The 15,413-nt window shown below is 45.2% G+C and carries 14 protein-coding genes; 13 read left to right on the forward strand and 1 reads right to left on the reverse strand.

Translation table 11 applies throughout. The annotated features are described in order from the left end of the window. The first annotated feature begins 263 nt into the window (after window positions 1-263). The 9 genes from MKY85_RS08680 (at window position 264) to MKY85_RS08720 (ending at window position 9,003) form a co-directional block, all read left to right on the forward strand. A complete protein-coding gene (locus tag MKY85_RS08680; protein ID WP_339240801.1) occupies window positions 264-1,502 on the forward strand; it encodes a glycosyltransferase family 2 protein in 1,239 nt (412 codons plus the stop codon). 342 nt (window positions 1,503-1,844) lie between these two features. Beyond that, entirely contained in the window at window positions 1,845-2,339 is a 495-nt protein-coding gene (infC, locus tag MKY85_RS08685; RefSeq protein WP_062833422.1) for a translation initiation factor IF-3, read from the forward strand. 24 nt (window positions 2,340-2,363) lie between these two features. Then, complete coding sequence (gene rpmI, locus MKY85_RS08690; RefSeq protein ID WP_017689665.1) at window positions 2,364-2,567, forward strand: 50S ribosomal protein L35; 204 nt, start codon at window positions 2,364-2,366, stop codon at window positions 2,565-2,567. A gap of 88 nt (window positions 2,568-2,655) precedes the next feature. Continuing rightward, the gene (gene rplT, locus MKY85_RS08695; protein ID WP_017689664.1) at window positions 2,656-3,015 is read left to right on the forward strand and encodes a 50S ribosomal protein L20; all 360 of its coding nucleotides are present in this window, start codon (window positions 2,656-2,658) and stop codon (window positions 3,013-3,015) included. Window positions 3,016-3,597: 582 nt separating this feature from the next. Beyond that, window positions 3,598-4,638: a BMP family ABC transporter substrate-binding protein gene (locus MKY85_RS08700; RefSeq protein WP_339240803.1), complete on the forward strand. Its 1,041-nt coding sequence runs from the start codon at window positions 3,598-3,600 to the stop codon at window positions 4,636-4,638. 185 nt (window positions 4,639-4,823) lie between these two features. Further along, window positions 4,824-6,362, forward strand: coding sequence for an ABC transporter ATP-binding protein (locus tag MKY85_RS08705; RefSeq protein WP_192134643.1), 1,539 nt, complete (start codon window positions 4,824-4,826; stop codon window positions 6,360-6,362). Beyond that, the gene (locus MKY85_RS08710; protein WP_339240805.1) at window positions 6,355-7,434 is read left to right on the forward strand and encodes an ABC transporter permease; all 1,080 of its coding nucleotides are present in this window, start codon (window positions 6,355-6,357) and stop codon (window positions 7,432-7,434) included. Before MKY85_RS08705 ends, MKY85_RS08710 begins: the two co-directional genes overlap by 8 nt. Beyond that, window positions 7,435-8,397 (forward strand): ABC transporter permease, encoded by a 963-nt coding sequence (locus tag MKY85_RS08715; protein ID WP_339240807.1) that lies wholly within the window; start codon window positions 7,435-7,437, stop codon window positions 8,395-8,397. A gap of 216 nt (window positions 8,398-8,613) precedes the next feature. Next, the gene (locus MKY85_RS08720) at window positions 8,614-9,003 is read left to right on the forward strand and encodes a hypothetical protein (RefSeq protein ID WP_339260004.1); all 390 of its coding nucleotides are present in this window, start codon (window positions 8,614-8,616) and stop codon (window positions 9,001-9,003) included. 6 nt (window positions 9,004-9,009) lie between these two features. On the opposite strand, the gene MKY85_RS08725 is transcribed toward MKY85_RS08720, so the two are convergent. After that, window positions 9,010-9,456, reverse strand: coding sequence for a GNAT family N-acetyltransferase (locus MKY85_RS08725; protein WP_342572395.1), 447 nt, complete (start codon window positions 9,454-9,456; stop codon window positions 9,010-9,012). A gap of 600 nt (window positions 9,457-10,056) precedes the next feature. Here MKY85_RS08725 and ilvB point away from each other — a divergent pair. From ilvB to MKY85_RS08745, 4 genes are all read left to right on the forward strand, one after another. Continuing rightward, complete coding sequence (gene ilvB, locus MKY85_RS08730) at window positions 10,057-11,808, forward strand: biosynthetic-type acetolactate synthase large subunit (RefSeq protein ID WP_339240813.1); 1,752 nt, start codon at window positions 10,057-10,059, stop codon at window positions 11,806-11,808. After that, on the forward strand, window positions 11,805-12,287 hold the full coding sequence (gene ilvN, locus MKY85_RS08735; RefSeq protein WP_339240815.1) for an acetolactate synthase small subunit: 483 nt from the start codon (window positions 11,805-11,807) through the stop codon (window positions 12,285-12,287). The genes ilvB and ilvN overlap by 4 nt, the downstream gene beginning before the upstream one ends. A gap of 261 nt (window positions 12,288-12,548) precedes the next feature. After that, window positions 12,549-13,541, forward strand: coding sequence for a ketol-acid reductoisomerase (gene ilvC, locus MKY85_RS08740; RefSeq protein ID WP_192134654.1), 993 nt, complete (start codon window positions 12,549-12,551; stop codon window positions 13,539-13,541). Between the two features lie 139 nt (window positions 13,542-13,680). Then, on the forward strand, window positions 13,681-15,222 hold the full coding sequence (locus tag MKY85_RS08745; RefSeq protein WP_339303278.1) for a 2-isopropylmalate synthase: 1,542 nt from the start codon (window positions 13,681-13,683) through the stop codon (window positions 15,220-15,222). Window positions 15,223-15,413: the final 191 nt, after the last annotated feature.

Here is a 15,413-nt window from a genome sequence, read left to right on the forward strand (position 1 = left end):
CGAAGTGTCTATTCAGCGTTTAAAGATCACATTTCTCGTTCAGAAAGTGGAATTGGGGTTTTGACAAATGACTGAAAAGAATACAGAATCGATAAAGCAGCCAACTGATAGCAACCAAGCTTTGAAACATTGCCTGATAAATTCACGTATTACACAAAAGAACAGGGTCATATTCTGCACATTACAAAAAAAATAAATTGCAGAATCAGGAAGAGAAATGCTTAAGTAAACTGGGTTTGAAAAAAAGGGGGTAACAGAGAACGATGTTGGACGCTATATTCGTCACGATGCAGGTCATTCTGGCACTGCTAGCCGTGTACCAATTCACGTTTTCGCTGTTCGGTCTGATTAAGAAAAAGAAAAAGAAACATTATCCAGCCACAAAATCATTCGCTGTACTCGTCGCAGCACACAATGAGGAACAAGTCATTGGTGCCTTGATGGAGAACTTGAAACAACTTGATTATCCGGAAGATCTGTACGATGTGTTTGTCATCTGTGACAACTGTACGGATGGAACGGCTCAGATTGTTAGAGAACATGGGTTGAATGCCTGCGTACGTACCAACGCTGATCTAAGAGGTAAAGGGTATGCCATCGAATGGATGCTTAAGTACCTGTGGAAATTGCCACGTCAGTATGACGCAGTTGTTATGTTTGACGCGGATAACCTGGTTGACCGTAACTTCTTGCTTGAAATGAATGATGACTTGAACAATGGTTCACGTGTTATCCAAGGATATATTGATACGAAAAATCCGGAGGATTCCTGGATTACTGCAGCTTACGGCGTATCTTACTGGTACATTAACCGTCTGTGGCAGTTGTCTCGTCATAACTTGAATATGGCGAATTTCCTCGGAGGAACCGGAATGTGCTTCGAGACCAACCTGTTGAAGGAAATTGGCTGGGGCGCAACAAGTCTGGTTGAGGATCTGGAGTTTACGATGCGTAGTGTTCAACGTAACGTGTATCCTGTTTTCAACTATGACGCCAAAGTATTTGATGAGAAGCCATTAACATTCAAAGCTTCAGCGAGACAACGTCTGCGCTGGATGCAAGGTCACTTTACAGTTGCACGTAGATATTTCTTCCCGCTGCTCTGGCAGTCCATTAAGGAAAGAAGCCTGGTGAAATTTGACCTTGCCATCTATGGAGCCAATGTCTATGTTGTGTTGCTTACGTTCCTGATGACGGCTGTGATGTGGGTAGACATGGCCATATTCAATGGTCCGCACATTGCGAATATTTATGGGTACTTCCCGTTATGGGTTGGATTCGTCGCTATTGGTCTGAATATTCTGACGTTCCTGTTATCCATGGCGCTGGAGAAGGTTACCTTTGCCAAAGTTTATCTATATCTGATTTTGTTCCCAATTTATCTGCTGTCTTGGTACCCGATTACGTTCTACGCTTTCTTCACGCAGAACAACAAACAGTGGAGCCACACCCAACACACACGTGTTGTGCGGCTCGATGAGGTGCAGAGCAAACAAGGATAAGGAACATGGATACGTGACTTTGTCGACATTGGATATAACAAATGTATAATTCAGAAAAAAGTTGTGAAGATGTTGACAATGCATTTCGTGGATGTTATAGTATTCAAGTGCTTTAAAACGGATTCAAAATGAATAGCAATGGAATCACAAGTAGAAGTCCGACTTCTCACCTGATCAACACTATGTTGGCTGGTCAACGATCCCAATAATTTATGAAGTGTATACTCATGAAGAATTGTGTTGATTACAGGGATGTCGGTAGCTTGACCGGCATCCCTTTTATTTTTGTGTAACTGGATATTCAAAATGACCTGGAGGTGGACGGTTATTAGTAAAGATCACATGATTAATGATGAGATTCGGGCGAAGGAAGTACGCCTTGTCGGAGCTGAAGGAGAACAAATTGGGATCACGCCCATTCGCGAAGCACTGCAAATGGCGATTGACCTGAATTTGGATCTGGTCAATGTGGCACCACAGGCTAAACCGCCGGTGTGTCGTATTATGGACTATGGCAAATTCCGCTATGAGCAACAAAAGAAAGAAAAAGAAGCCCGTAAGAACCAGAAAATTGTTGACATTAAAGAAGTATGGTTCCGTTCCAATATTGAGGAGCACGATTATCAAACGAAGCTTCGTAATGTAGTTAAGTTTTTGAACGAAGGCGACAAAGTGAAATGTTCTGTTCGTTACCGCGGACGTGAAATTGCACATGCCGCGATTGGTCAACGGATTTTGGAGCGCGTTAAGGTAGAAGTTGCAGAACTTTGTACTATTGAACGTCAACCGAAATTGGAAGGCCGCAGTATGATCATGATCTTGGCTCCTAAAGCCTGATAACATTGGAGGAGGAAACACAAAATGCCTAAAATGAAAACACACAGCAGTTTGAAAGGACGCTTCAAAATTACCGGTTCCGGTAAAGTCCTTCGTTACAAAGCTCACAAAAACCACTTGCTTTCCCACAAATCTAAACGTGCTAAGCGCGTTCTGAACGGTAACCCAGTTATGGCTGCCGGGGATGTTAGACGTTTGAAACAAGGTTTGGCTAACTTGAAAGGCTAATTCTAATTAGTACATTCCGTATGGGGGATCGGCTACGGCCGTACACATACCACGGATACATTTATATTTATTTGGGAGGTTCTTTAATATGGCAAGAGTAAAAGGCGGTTTTGTAGTACGTCGTCGTCATAAAAAGGTTTTGAAACTGGCAAGAGGTTATTTCGGTTCCAAACACCGTATCTTTAAAACAGCTAACGAGCAAGTAATGAAATCCCTGGTATACGCATACCGTGACCGTCGCAACACGAAACGTAACTTCCGCAGACTGTGGATCGTTCGTATCAATGCAGCAGCACGTATGAATGGTTTGTCTTACAACAAACTGATCCATGGTTTGAAACTTGCTGGTGTAGACATGAACCGCAAAATGTTGGCTGATCTGGCCGTTAACGACATCAATGCGTTCAACTCTTTGGCTACTGTAGCTAAAGGCAAAATCAACGCTTAAAATTGTATGATACAAGCCGCCGTACCTATATGGCGGCTTTTTTTACGGCTTGGAAGCAATCCGAAGGTGAATCTCTGAATGAGTAGAGCGAATAGGCTATGGTCTGGCAGGGAACAATGAAAACCAGATAACCGGTGAATAACAGTCCGTGGAAATACATAAAATACGAACGGTGAAATAATACAAATGAAAACAGGTAAATTCCATTCCTCACTAAAGTTCACGATATGTTTTTGTTATATAACATCACATCGTTGTAACGTTAGTGTGTTAAAACGCTAAATTATTAAGCGTTTTCAATAAAAAAAGAACAAAAATATGTGATATTTGGTGATGAAACATCTGGATTTTAACACTGGTTGATTGTATAATCACCTCTAGTAGGCTAGTCCTAAATTTTTCTCTCCATGTCATAATGTTCGGTTTTTCGACAGATGATAGAATGCTTCAAGGGTGAGAATGCGCTTTTAATGTCGAAGAAACCATACATTCTGCATAAAAGCCATTCCTGCTATCTGTTAACCGTTCAATTGTAGGCTGGATTGGAATGAAGGATATATCATTAAGGGGGAAAAAGAGAAAATGAAAAAGATGCTCAGCTTGTCTTTGGTAATGTTGCTGGCGGTATCGGTTATGCTCGCAGGTTGTGGTAGCAAACCGAAAGAAGAAACAAATGCCGGAGGAGATACAGGTGGCACATCCACTGAAGCGAAATCCGATCTCAAAATCGGTATGGTTACTGACGTAGGTGGAGTTAATGACAAATCCTTTAACCAATCCGCTTGGGAAGCACTGCAAGCGACTGAAACAGAAACAGGTGTAGCCGTTAAATACCTGCAAAGTAAATCCGATGAAGAGTACATTCCGAACTTGAACGAATTCGTTAAGGGTGGATATGATCTGACTTGGGGTATCGGTTTCCAATTAGCTGATGCAATCAAAACGGTTGCTGACCAAAACCCGGATGCCAAACTCGCGATCATTGACAGCGTAGTGGATTCTCCTAATGTTAAGTCCGTAACTTTTGCTGAAGAAGAAGGATCCTTCTTGGTTGGTGTTGTTGCTGGTCTGACAACAAAAACGAACAAAATTGGTTTTGTAGGCGGTATGGAAAGCCCACTGATCAAAAAGTTTGAAGTAGGATTCAGAGAAGGTGTAAAAGCAGTTAACCCTGATGCTCAATTCATTTCTAACTACACAGGTGCATTTGATAAACCAGATTTGGGTAAAGCAGCAGCAGCAACACTTTACAATGAAGGCGTAGACATTATCTTCCACGCTTCTGGCGCAACTGGTAACGGTGTGTTTAACGAAGCAAGCGCACGTAAAAAACAAGGTCAAGATGTTTGGGTTATCGGTGTCGACAAAGACCAATCTCTTGAGTTTGGTGATGAGATTACTTTGACTTCCATGATCAAAAAAGTAGACGAAGCGGTTAAACGCGTAAACCAAGAAGTTGTTGATGGTACATTTGCTGGCGGTTCTGAGAACCTGACACTGAAAGAAAACGGTGTAGGTATTGCTGATACTTCTACTGCTAACGTATCTGCTGATATCCTTGCTAAAGTAGATGAGTACAAAGAAAAAATCATCAGCGGCGAAATCAAAGTTCCTACAGAGTAATTTTGGTCTTAGTCACAGATGAATAATCATTGAGGCCGGTCTAGACCGGCCTTATGATTGCAAAAACAGGAACATTTGATCAAGTCATCATAACAATTGTACAAGGTCACTGTGTATCAACGCTCCGGGTAGGAGCTTTTCTTTCGTTTGCGGAACCACACTATATCAGTTATAAGGGTGATTACATGGGTGCAGCAACCCCCGTCGTTGAGTTAAAACAAATTACGAAGCGTTTCCCAGGCATTGTTGCCAACGACGCTATCAGCCTTCAGCTTCGTAAAGGCGAGATCCATGCGCTACTGGGCGAAAACGGCGCTGGTAAGTCAACGTTGATGAATATTGTATTTGGTCTCTATCAGCCAGATGAAGGTTCCATTGAAGTGAATGGCAAGCCTGTCATCATCGACAGCCCTAACCGAGCGATCGATCTTGGCATCGGCATGGTGCATCAGCACTTTAAGCTTGTACAGCCGTTCACGGTAACAGAGAACATTATTTTGGGATCTGAACCAACGAAGGGTCTCAATATTAATTATAAAAAAGCAGCCGCTGAAGTTCAGCGTCTATCCGAACAGTATGGACTGAAAGTAAATCCTCATGCCAAGATTCATGATATCTCTGTCGGAATGCAGCAGCGTGTGGAGATTGTTAAAACATTGTATCGTGGTGCGGACATTCTTATTTTTGACGAGCCTACAGCCGTATTGACTCCTCAAGAAATCAAAGAACTGATGATCATCATGAAGAAGCTCGTCGCAGAAGGCAAGTCAATCATCTTGATTACGCACAAATTGAAAGAGATTATGGAAATCTCCGACACCGTAACGATTATCCGTCGGGGGAAAGTCATTGATTCCGTCAAAACTTCGGAAACGAACCCGAATGAGCTGGCAGAGAAAATGGTGGGGCGGAATGTCACATTCAAAGTGGACAAAAAGCCGGCTACACCTGGTGCCAATGTGCTCGAAGTTAGCAAATTAACTTCCAAGAACAAAGAGGGTATTGCAGTCCTGAACCAACTTAACCTGAACGTTCGTGCTGGAGAGATTGTTGGTATCGCAGGCGTGGATGGTAACGGTCAAAGTGAACTGATTGAAGCCCTTACCGGACTTCGTAAAGTCGACAGTGGTTCAATTCTTTTGGAGGGCAAGGAGCTGTCCAATCATTCTCCGCGCCATATCTCGGAGTCGGGTGTAGCCCACATTCCGGAAGATCGACATAAACACGGACTTGTACTTGATTTTTCAGTGAGCGAAAATATCGTTCTGGAATCGTACTATAAGGCACCATACACTCGTAAGGGGTTCCTTAACTTCGATGCCATCAAAAAGCAGGCGAAGCGGCTTGTGGAGGCATTTGACGTGCGTACACCAAGCATCGAGACCAAAGCCCGTTCCTTGTCTGGAGGAAACCAGCAGAAGGCCATTATCGCACGTGAGGTGGATAAAAATCCTGAATTGCTTATCGCTGCACAGCCAACCCGTGGCTTGGACGTAGGGGCTATTGAGTTCGTGCAAAAGCAGCTGATTGCACAACGCGATCAAGGCAAGGCTGTTCTGCTAATTTCATTTGAACTGGATGAGATTATCAATGTATCTGACCGAATTGCTGTCATCTATGAAGGCCAGATCGTTGGCGAGGTGCTGCCGGAAGAAACCAATGACAGGGAGCTCGGCTTGATGATGGCGGGCAGCACCCAAAAGAGAGGTACTGCGCATGAATAACGTATTGAAATGGTTTACCCGAGATTCATTTATTTTGCCTGTAGTCGCCATTATTATGGGTCTGATACTCGGTGGGGTTGTCATGCTGATTGGTGGCTACAATCCAATTGAAGCTTACGGCGCATTGTTCACCAAGGTATTTGGAGACATGTACAACTTTGGTGAAGCGGTACGGGAAATGACACCGTTAATTATGACTGGACTGGCATTTGCATTTGCATCACGTGCAGGGTTGTTTAACATCGGGGGAGAAGGCCAATTTCTCGTCGGTATGACTGCTGCAACCTTTGTAGGAGTTAAATTTGCAGGTTTGCCAATCTACCTTCATGCGCCACTGGCTTTGATTGCTGGTGCATTGTTTGGTGGTCTGTGGGCAGCTATTGCTGGTTATCTGAAAGCATCACGTGGGGTCAATGAAGTTATCAGCAGTATCATGTTGAACTGGATTGGTCTATATCTGGCGAACCTTATCGTACGCCAATTCTTGTTGTTGAAGGGCGAGAATCGCTCGGTCGATATCAGCGAATCGGCTTCGATCAGTCTCACATGGTTATCTGAACTAATGGGTAACTCCCGTGTGCACATGGGGACATTGATTGCTCTTGTGATGGCTGTGCTCTTCTATATCTATATGTGGAAAACTAAACAAGGTTTCGAAATTCGCGCGGTAGGTTACAACCCGAATGCGGCTGAATATGCAGGTATGCATGTTAACCGGAATATCGTAAAAGCAATGTTTATCAGTGGTATGCTTGCCGGTCTTGGTGGTGCATTCCAGGTTCTTGGTGTGTTCCATTACCAGACTGTAATGTCGGGTTCACCAGGTACAGGTTTTGACGGAATAGCAGTTGCCCTGATTGGTTTGAATCATCCGTTTGGGGTGTTGTTGGGTGCAGTGTTGTTTGGTACCCTCACGTACGGATCTGCAGGTATGAGTTTTGCTGCGGATGTTCCGCCTGAGATTATTCGGATTGTGATCGGTTCGATTATCTTCTTCATTGCGGCACAAGGCATCGTGCGCTGGATACTCAAACCGTTCTATTCGAAGCGTAAGAAAGAGAAGGTGTTGTAGATGGACTTGTTGACAATTGGGCAGATTATCAATACGACGCTTGTCTTTGCTACGGCATTGATTTTTGCTTCACTCGGCGGAATTTTTTCGGAAAAATCAGGTGTTACGAACCTTGGACTTGAAGGTTTTATGGTCTTCGGTGCCTTTGCGGCTGGAATCGGGGCGCACTATGCTCAAGAAGCGGGTATGGGCGGAACGACATCGGCTTGGATGGGGGTTTTGCTCGCGATTGTACTGGGCGTACTGGTATCGTTGATTCATGCCGTTGCGTCTATCACATTTAAGGCAGACCAGATTATCAGTGGTATTGTCATTAACTTTTTGGCAGCAGGAAGTACGTTGTACTTGGTTAAGCTGTTGTTCGAAGGTTCTGGTGATTCACCATTGGTTCAAGGCTTCAGCAAATTTGATGTGCCATTCTTGAAAGACATTCCGTTGCTTGGAGAAGCTTTTTTCAAGAACGTATATCCAACGACATATCTGGCCATTCTTTTCGTATTCCTGACGTATTACATTATGTTTAAAACACCATTTGGTCTGCGTCTTCGTTCAGTTGGTGAACATCCAAGTGCGGCTGATACGGTTGGTGTTAAAGTACGTCGTTATCGCTATGTTGGCGTTATGATCAGTGGTGCGCTTGCAGCCATTGGTGGTGCTGCAATCACGTTGACGACAACGGGTACATTCTCACACAATACGGTTTCCGGCCAAGGTTATATTGCCATTGCAGCAATGATCTTTGGTAAATGGAATCCGATTGGTGCGTTTGGTGCGGCTGTCTTCTTTGGATTCTCACAAGCGATTCGTAACTATGTGCAGTTGTTTGAATGGTCACAAAGTATTCCCCAGGAAATTATTTTCATGTTGCCATACCTGCTTACCATCATCGTTCTTGTTGCAGCGGTTGGACGATCTTCGGCTCCGTCTGCACTCGGTGAAGCATATGATCCGGGTAAAAGGTAACGACGTGCAACATATTGATTTACTTTCCAAAAGCTTGATGGAAAGGTCCGCCATGTGCGGGCCTTTTTTGTTTTTATGAGCTTCGGCAGGCCGCTTTTTCACGTTCACTTTGGTTCTCGTGCAGATACCCATATTTTCAGGTAGGGACAAAGAAACAGGCGAATTCAGTGATGGACGAATACACTGTTTTGAACGATCCGAGGAGGAGGGGAAAGTATGAAACAACAAGTTACGCGTGATGAAGCGATGAAATTAATAGGCAAAAATATTGTTGCAATCAAAAAAGACGGCACTCGGGTTACGGGAAAGCTGTTGAAAGTATCCGGCAACAAACTGGTACTGAAGCGTCTGAATGGCAAAAAAGTACGCACAAAAGCGATTTTGCCATTGGTACTGTTTGATCTGCTCGCTATTGCCACACTGCCTTATGCTTATGGACCTGGTCCCGGCTTTGGTCCCGGATATGGACCTGGCCCGAAACCGGGTCAGGGATATGGTCCAGGCTACGGGCCGGGTTATGGACCAGGAGGACCTGGTGGCGGTTTTGGCCCAGGGCCTGGGTTCGGTCCTTATGGACCAGGACCACGTCCACCAGGATTTTTCTAGGGGATTCTATAATGTTTTTTCCAATTCGTAGCAGCTGCTCATCATGATGTATCGAATCGCGCTGTACCCATTTTTTTGATAAAACTGAAGCCCTTTGGTATTGCCTTCATCCACCATCACTTTCGATCTTCGACATCCCCGGGATGCCGCAAAGCTCTCTGCTTTGAGCAGCAAAGTTTGGCCGTAACGTTTGCGTTGTTCTTTCAGGCTAACAGCCATCATATCGACATAGAGCAGTTCCCCATGCATGAGAAAATGGATGAATGCCACAGCAGCTTTATCTGGCTCCGGCGAGACAACAAAGGTCATGCCCCTGTTCATTCGCAGGGGTATTTCTTTGCGGATTTTGTTAATTTCTTTTTCACTCATGTGAGAGAGAGGCACAAGTTGAGTGTCAATCAGCTTCATGATGGCGCCATCATCCAGCTTGGATGTGCGTTGCCGAATCACCATACGGAGCCTCCTTTCAGGACCAGTCGCGCTGCTCGTATATCCTATGCCCGAAGCAAGATAAAAGGTGACTGAATGAAGCGCTGGGATTAGGGCAACCTTAAAGGTTGAAGAGGGAGGAAGAAAGGTTCTCTGAATTTTTATGCAAAACAGGTATTGACTTATCGGTTGGAGGAATCATATAATGTTCCTAACATTTAACGAGAATATTTCATCGGCTATGAAGAGGACGAAGTTTTAAGGGCTCTTTTGCTCAGAGAGTGGCTGGAATTGCTGAAACCACCACCATTATCCCTTATATACGAGCTCACCTCGGAGCTGTTTTCCTGAAAAGCACTGGATGTCACTCCTTTCGCGTATTAGGGAAAATCGTATGTCTGCGTTACAGACAACAGGTATGGGAAACGACTATGTTCGTTTGAGCTATTCGTTTTGTTGTACCTGGTAAGGTCCGTTATTGCGAAATTTCGGGCAAAGTTGGGTGGTACCACGGAAGCGATAACCTTTCGTCCCTCGCAAGCATGAACTTGTTTGCAGGGATGGAAGGTTTTTTTTGTAACTTTAAATGTCAGAATGGTGTAAATTTCGAGAGGAGGATGACTGATGGGAGCTCAAATTCCAGAAGTACGGTCAACAGATGAATTACGTGAAAAATGGATGAAGCCGGAGGTCATTAGCGGATCCGAAATTCTGCTGAGAAGCTTGTTACTTGAAGGTGTTGAGTGCGTATTTGGTTACCCGGGCGGCGCAGTGTTGTACATTTACGATGCGATGTATGGTTTCGAGGATTTCAAACACGTTCTCACTCGTCACGAACAAGGAGCAATACATGCAGCTGACGGATATGCACGTGCAAGCGGCAAAGTTGGTGTCTGCATCGCTACATCCGGACCAGGAGCAACGAATCTGGTTACGGGTATTGCAACAGCATATATGGATTCAGTACCACTCGTAGTCATTACGGGGAATGTTATTTCGAGCCTGATCGGGTCAGATGCTTTCCAGGAAGCGGACATTACCGGGATTACAATGCCAATCACCAAACACAGTTACCTGGTGAAAGATGTAAAAGATCTGTCCAGTGTAATTCATGAGGCATTCCATATTGCCAATACCGGTCGTAAAGGTCCTGTCCTGATCGACATCCCGAAAGATGTATCAGCGAACAAAACATTGTTTGAACCGACAACTGAACCTGTTATATTGAGAGGGTACAATCCACGGACAGTACCAAACAAACTGCAGGTTGACCGTTTGGCCCAAGCCATTCAGGAAGCAGAACGTCCAATGATTCTGGCTGGTGGCGGTGTGGTGTACTCGGGTGGACATGAAGAACTGTTCGAGTTTGTTGAGAAGACAGGCATTCCAATTACAACCACTCTCCTTGGTCTGGGTGCATTCCCAAGCGGTCATGAATTATGGACGGGTATGCCAGGTATGCACGGAACGTACACTTCCAATCAGGCTATTCAAAAAGCGGATCTGCTGATTAATATCGGTGCTCGATTCGATGACCGGGTAACAGGCAAGCTGGATGGATTCGCTCCACATGCCAAGATCGTTCATATCGATATCGATCCGGCGGAGATTGGTAAAAACATTGCAACTGATATTCCAATCGTGGGTGATGTGAAGACTGTACTGGAAATAGCTAACAAAGAAGTTGGACGTGCCGAGCGTGCAGATGCATGGAGAGACCAGATCAAACAGTGGAAGCAAGAGAAACCTTACAGCTATACGGATTCAGACGAAGTGCTGAAACCCCAGTGGGTTGTTGAAATGCTGAATGATACAACCAAAGGTGAAGCGATTGTAACTACGGATGTGGGACAACATCAGATGTGGGCAGCACAATATTACAAATTTAATCAACCGCGTTCATGGGTAACTTCAGGTGGTCTCGGAACGATGGGCTTTGGATTCCCTTCTGCCATTGGTGCTCAGATGGCCAATCCGGACAGACTCGTAATCTCGATTAACGGTGATGGCGGAATGCAGATGTGTTCCCAAGAACTCGCGATCTGTGCCATTAACAATATACCGGTTAAAATTGTAATCATTAACAATCAGGTGCTCGGAATGGTCCGCCAATGGCAGGAGATCATCTATGAGAACCGCTACAGCCATATTGATCTGGCAGGAAGTCCGGATTTTGTAAAACTGGCTGAAGCATATGGCGTAAAAGGATTGCGTGCAACGAATAAAGAAGAAGCGGCACGTGCTTGGCAGGAAGCTCTGGATACACCAGGCCCAGTCGTTGTAGAATTCGTGGTACGCAAGGATGAAAATGTGTATCCGATGGTTCCGCAGGGAGCAACAATTGATCAAATGCTGATGGGGGATGCTGAGGAATGATTAGACATACGATTTCAATATTGGTTAACGATCAGCCAGGCGTCCTTCAGCGGGTATCGGGGTTGTTCGGTCGACGCGGATTTAACATTGAGAGTATTACAGTGGGTCAATCAGAAGAACCCGGACTCTCCCGGATGGTTATTGTCACCATTGGTGACGATAAAACGCTGGAGCAGATTGAGAAACAATTGTACAAAATCATCGATGTGATCAAAGTGGTTGATTTCAGCCTGAAACCGATGGTAGCCCGTGAACTTGCCCTGATCAAAGTTAAAGCAGAGCCTTCCGAGCGTCCTGAGATTCTGGGTGTGGTTGAAACATTCCGCGCATCCGTTGTAGATGTTGGTCCAGGCAGCCTGATTGTTCAGGTGGTCGGAGATACGGACAAAATTGATGCGATGATTGAATTGCTCAAGCCATACGGCATTCGCGAATTGTCCCGTACAGGCATAACTGCATTGGTACGCGGCAACGCATAAGGCTATAATGAATGAAAAGGGACGACGGTGAGCTAACATATATAGTTGATCTTATGTGAAAGTGTCAGTCCCTTACTAGTTGCAATATAACATTTTAGTGATGTAACGCTTGAAAAGATAGATACATTCCCGCATTAATGGGCGGGTGTCTGAACGGATCGATCAGACCTGAGACGCTTTGGACACTTCAAGCGAGTCGGTCCCTTGAGACACCCGCTCATTAATGAAGGGTTCTTTACAATAAAAGGAGGACTTATAAACATGCCAGTAACTACTTATTATGAACAGGATGCAGAGCTTAACGTATTGAAAGGAAAAACGATTGCGGTAATCGGTTATGGTAGCCAGGGCCACGCCCAAGCCCAAAACCTTCGTGATAGTGGATTGAACGTGGTCATCGGACTTCGTGAAGGTAAATCCTTTGACTCCGCAAAAAATGACGGATTTGAAGTTCTGTCCCCGGCTGAAGCAACAAGCCGCGCAGATGTAGTTCAAATCTTGCTTCCTGACGAAACTCAAGCTTCTGTATACAAAAACGAAATCGAACCAAACCTCAAAGAAGGCGCTGCATTGCTCTTCTCCCACGGTTTCAACGTTCATTTCGGTCAAATCGTTGCTCCAAAAAACAGTGATGTATTGCTGGTAGCTCCTAAGTCCCCTGGTCACATGGTACGTCGTACTTACGTGGAAGGTTTTGGTGTACCGGGCTTGATCGCGATCGAGCAAGATGCAACGGGTAAAGCTAAAGAAATCGGTTTGGCTTATGCTAAAGGTATCGGTTGTACACGCGCAGGGGTTATCGAAACTTCCTTCCGTGAAGAAACAGAAACTGATTTGTTCGGTGAGCAAGCTGTTCTGTGTGGTGGTGTAAGTGCATTGGTAAAAGCGGGATTCGAAACTTTGACAGAAGCGGGTTACGCTCCTGAAATGGCATACTTCGAATGTCTGCACGAACTGAAGCTGATCGTTGACATGATGTATGAAGGCGGACTTGCAAGTATGCGTGATTCCATCAGTAACACAGCTGAGTACGGTGACTATGTAACTGGACCTCGCGTTGTAACGGAAGATACGAAGAAAGCAATGAAAGAAGTGCTGACGGATATCCAACAAGGTAAATTCGCACGTGACTTCATTCTGGAGAACCAATCCGGTCGTGCATTCTTGACAGCAACTCGTCGTAACGAAGCTGAACACCCAATCGAAGTGGTTGGCGGACAATTGCGAGAGATGATGCACTGGATCAAGAAGTAAGCATTAACTTTTAGAACATGCACTTTAAGGTATTCAAGTAAACTTAGAGCTTTAACTGGGAATAGCGGCCGTGCTTATGCGTGAGCCGCTATTGCTGGTTCAGAGAAACATTATAATACAAGTACAGGAGGTGCGAAGCGTGCGTAAAATCTATGTATTTGACACAACGCTGCGTGATGGAGAGCAATCCCCGGGAGTCAATCTGAACACTCGTGAAAAGGTGGAAATTGCCCATCAGCTCGAGCGGCTTGGCATTGACCGGATGGAAGCTGGTTTCCCGGCGGCATCTCCAGGCGACCTGGCAGCTGTCAATGCAGTAGCAAAAGCGGTTAAAAATGTTACCGTAATTGGCTTGTCCCGTTCCAGAGAGCAAGACATTGATGCGGTTAAGGAAGCACTTAAAGGTGCACAGGACCCATGTATTCACGTTTTCCTGGCAACTTCACCTATTCACCGCCAACATAAATTGCGTATGGACAAAGGGCAGGTACTGGATACAGCTCGTTCCGCGATTCGTTATGCGAAGAAAACATTTTCGAAGATCGAGTTCTCACTTGAGGATGCAGGTCGTACTGAATATGATTTCCTCGTGGAAATGGTGAATATGGCTGTTGAAGAAGGCGCAGCCGTAGTGAATATTCCGGACACGGTGGGTTACCTCAGTCCATATGAATACGGAAACATTTTCAAACATCTCAAGGAGAATGTGCACGGGATTGAAAAGGTACAGCTGAGTGCCCACTGTCATAATGACCTGGGTATGGCGACGGCCAATACACTAGCAGCCATCCTCAACGGGGCCGATCAGATCGAAGGTACGATCAATGGCATTGGTGAACGTGCAGGTAACACGGCGATCGAGGAAATTGCTATGGCGCTGGAGACACGTCAGGAATTTTTCCAGGCGAAAACCTCGTTGCAGTTATCTGAAATTGCACGGACCAGTCGTTTGGTTAGCCGTTTAACAGGTATGGTTGTGCCAGGAAACAAAGCCATTGTTGGGGCGAATGCCTTTGCACATGAATCCGGCATTCACCAGGACGGCATGCTGAAGGAAAAAACAACGTACGAAATTATGACGCCAGAGTCCATCGGTTTGAAGGAAAGCAAGCTTGTACTGGGTAAACATTCCGGTCGTCATGCCTTCCGTGAGCGGTTGATCGATCTTGGCTATGAGTTGGAAGAAGAAGCATTGAATCGGGCATTTGCCCAGTTCAAAGAGCTGGCTGATAAGAAAAAAGAAGTTACTGACGAAGATCTGCTTGCCGTAATTGAAGAGAAATTGCAGGATGCACCCGAGGTGTATAAACTGGAATCGATCTTTGTTACGTACGGAGATGAATCGGTACCAACAGCCAAAGTCCGCATTGCAACGCTTGACGGGGATACGGTTGAGAAGCAGGCGGAGGGTAATGGATCGGTAGATGCGATCTACAATGCGATTGATCAAGTAAGTGGGGAAGACGTAACGTTGTCTGACTATTCGATCAAATCGGTAACACATGGCAAGGATGCATTGGGTGAAGTACATGTTGTGCTGACTCAAAATCAGGTTTCCGTACAAGGACGTGGTGTAAGCACAGATATATTGGGTGCAAGTGCACGTGCCTATGTAGACGGTCTGAATCAATTAATTGAGAAACGCAAGACATACACAAATCGTGTAAATGTGAACCTGTAGGCTCCGTTCCGGTGCAGCAATGTACGCTGACAGGAAGATGTATCTCATTTCGAATGGATATAGAAGATCGTTCGGCCTGCTATGTTCCGTTCAGTGAGGTACGTAAAGAGTCTGACTCTCCTATGGAGGGTCAGACTCTTTTGCTTTTAATATATATAATTAGGGCAGGTCCACACGGTGTAGTTTCTACG

It is taken from the genome of Paenibacillus sp. FSL R5-0749 (genome assembly GCF_038595085.1).
Taxonomy (GTDB): domain Bacteria; phylum Bacillota; class Bacilli; order Paenibacillales; family Paenibacillaceae; genus Paenibacillus.

Coding starts and splice junctions, on each gene's coding strand:
- rplT (WP_017689664.1), top strand. CDS start 2,656: ATGGCAAGAGTAAAAGGCGGTTTTGTAGTACGTCGTCGTCATAAAAAG.
- MKY85_RS08705 (WP_192134643.1), top strand. CDS start 4,824: ATGGGTGCAGCAACCCCCGTCGTTGAGTTAAAACAAATTACGAAGCGT.
- ilvB (WP_339240813.1), top strand. CDS start 10,057: ATGGGAGCTCAAATTCCAGAAGTACGGTCAACAGATGAATTACGTGAA.
- MKY85_RS08715 (WP_339240807.1), top strand. CDS start 7,435: ATGGACTTGTTGACAATTGGGCAGATTATCAATACGACGCTTGTCTTT.
- MKY85_RS08680 (WP_339240801.1), top strand. CDS start 264: ATGTTGGACGCTATATTCGTCACGATGCAGGTCATTCTGGCACTGCTA.
- MKY85_RS08710 (WP_339240805.1), top strand. CDS start 6,355: ATGAATAACGTATTGAAATGGTTTACCCGAGATTCATTTATTTTGCCT.
- MKY85_RS08725 (WP_342572395.1), bottom strand. CDS start 9,456: ATGGTGATTCGGCAACGCACATCCAAGCTGGATGATGGCGCCATCATG.
- infC (WP_062833422.1), top strand. CDS start 1,845: ATGATTAATGATGAGATTCGGGCGAAGGAAGTACGCCTTGTCGGAGCT.
- ilvC (WP_192134654.1), top strand. CDS start 12,549: ATGCCAGTAACTACTTATTATGAACAGGATGCAGAGCTTAACGTATTG.
- MKY85_RS08700 (WP_339240803.1), top strand. CDS start 3,598: ATGAAAAAGATGCTCAGCTTGTCTTTGGTAATGTTGCTGGCGGTATCG.
- ilvN (WP_339240815.1), top strand. CDS start 11,805: ATGATTAGACATACGATTTCAATATTGGTTAACGATCAGCCAGGCGTC.
- rpmI (WP_017689665.1), top strand. CDS start 2,364: ATGCCTAAAATGAAAACACACAGCAGTTTGAAAGGACGCTTCAAAATT.
- MKY85_RS08720 (WP_339260004.1), top strand. CDS start 8,614: ATGAAACAACAAGTTACGCGTGATGAAGCGATGAAATTAATAGGCAAA.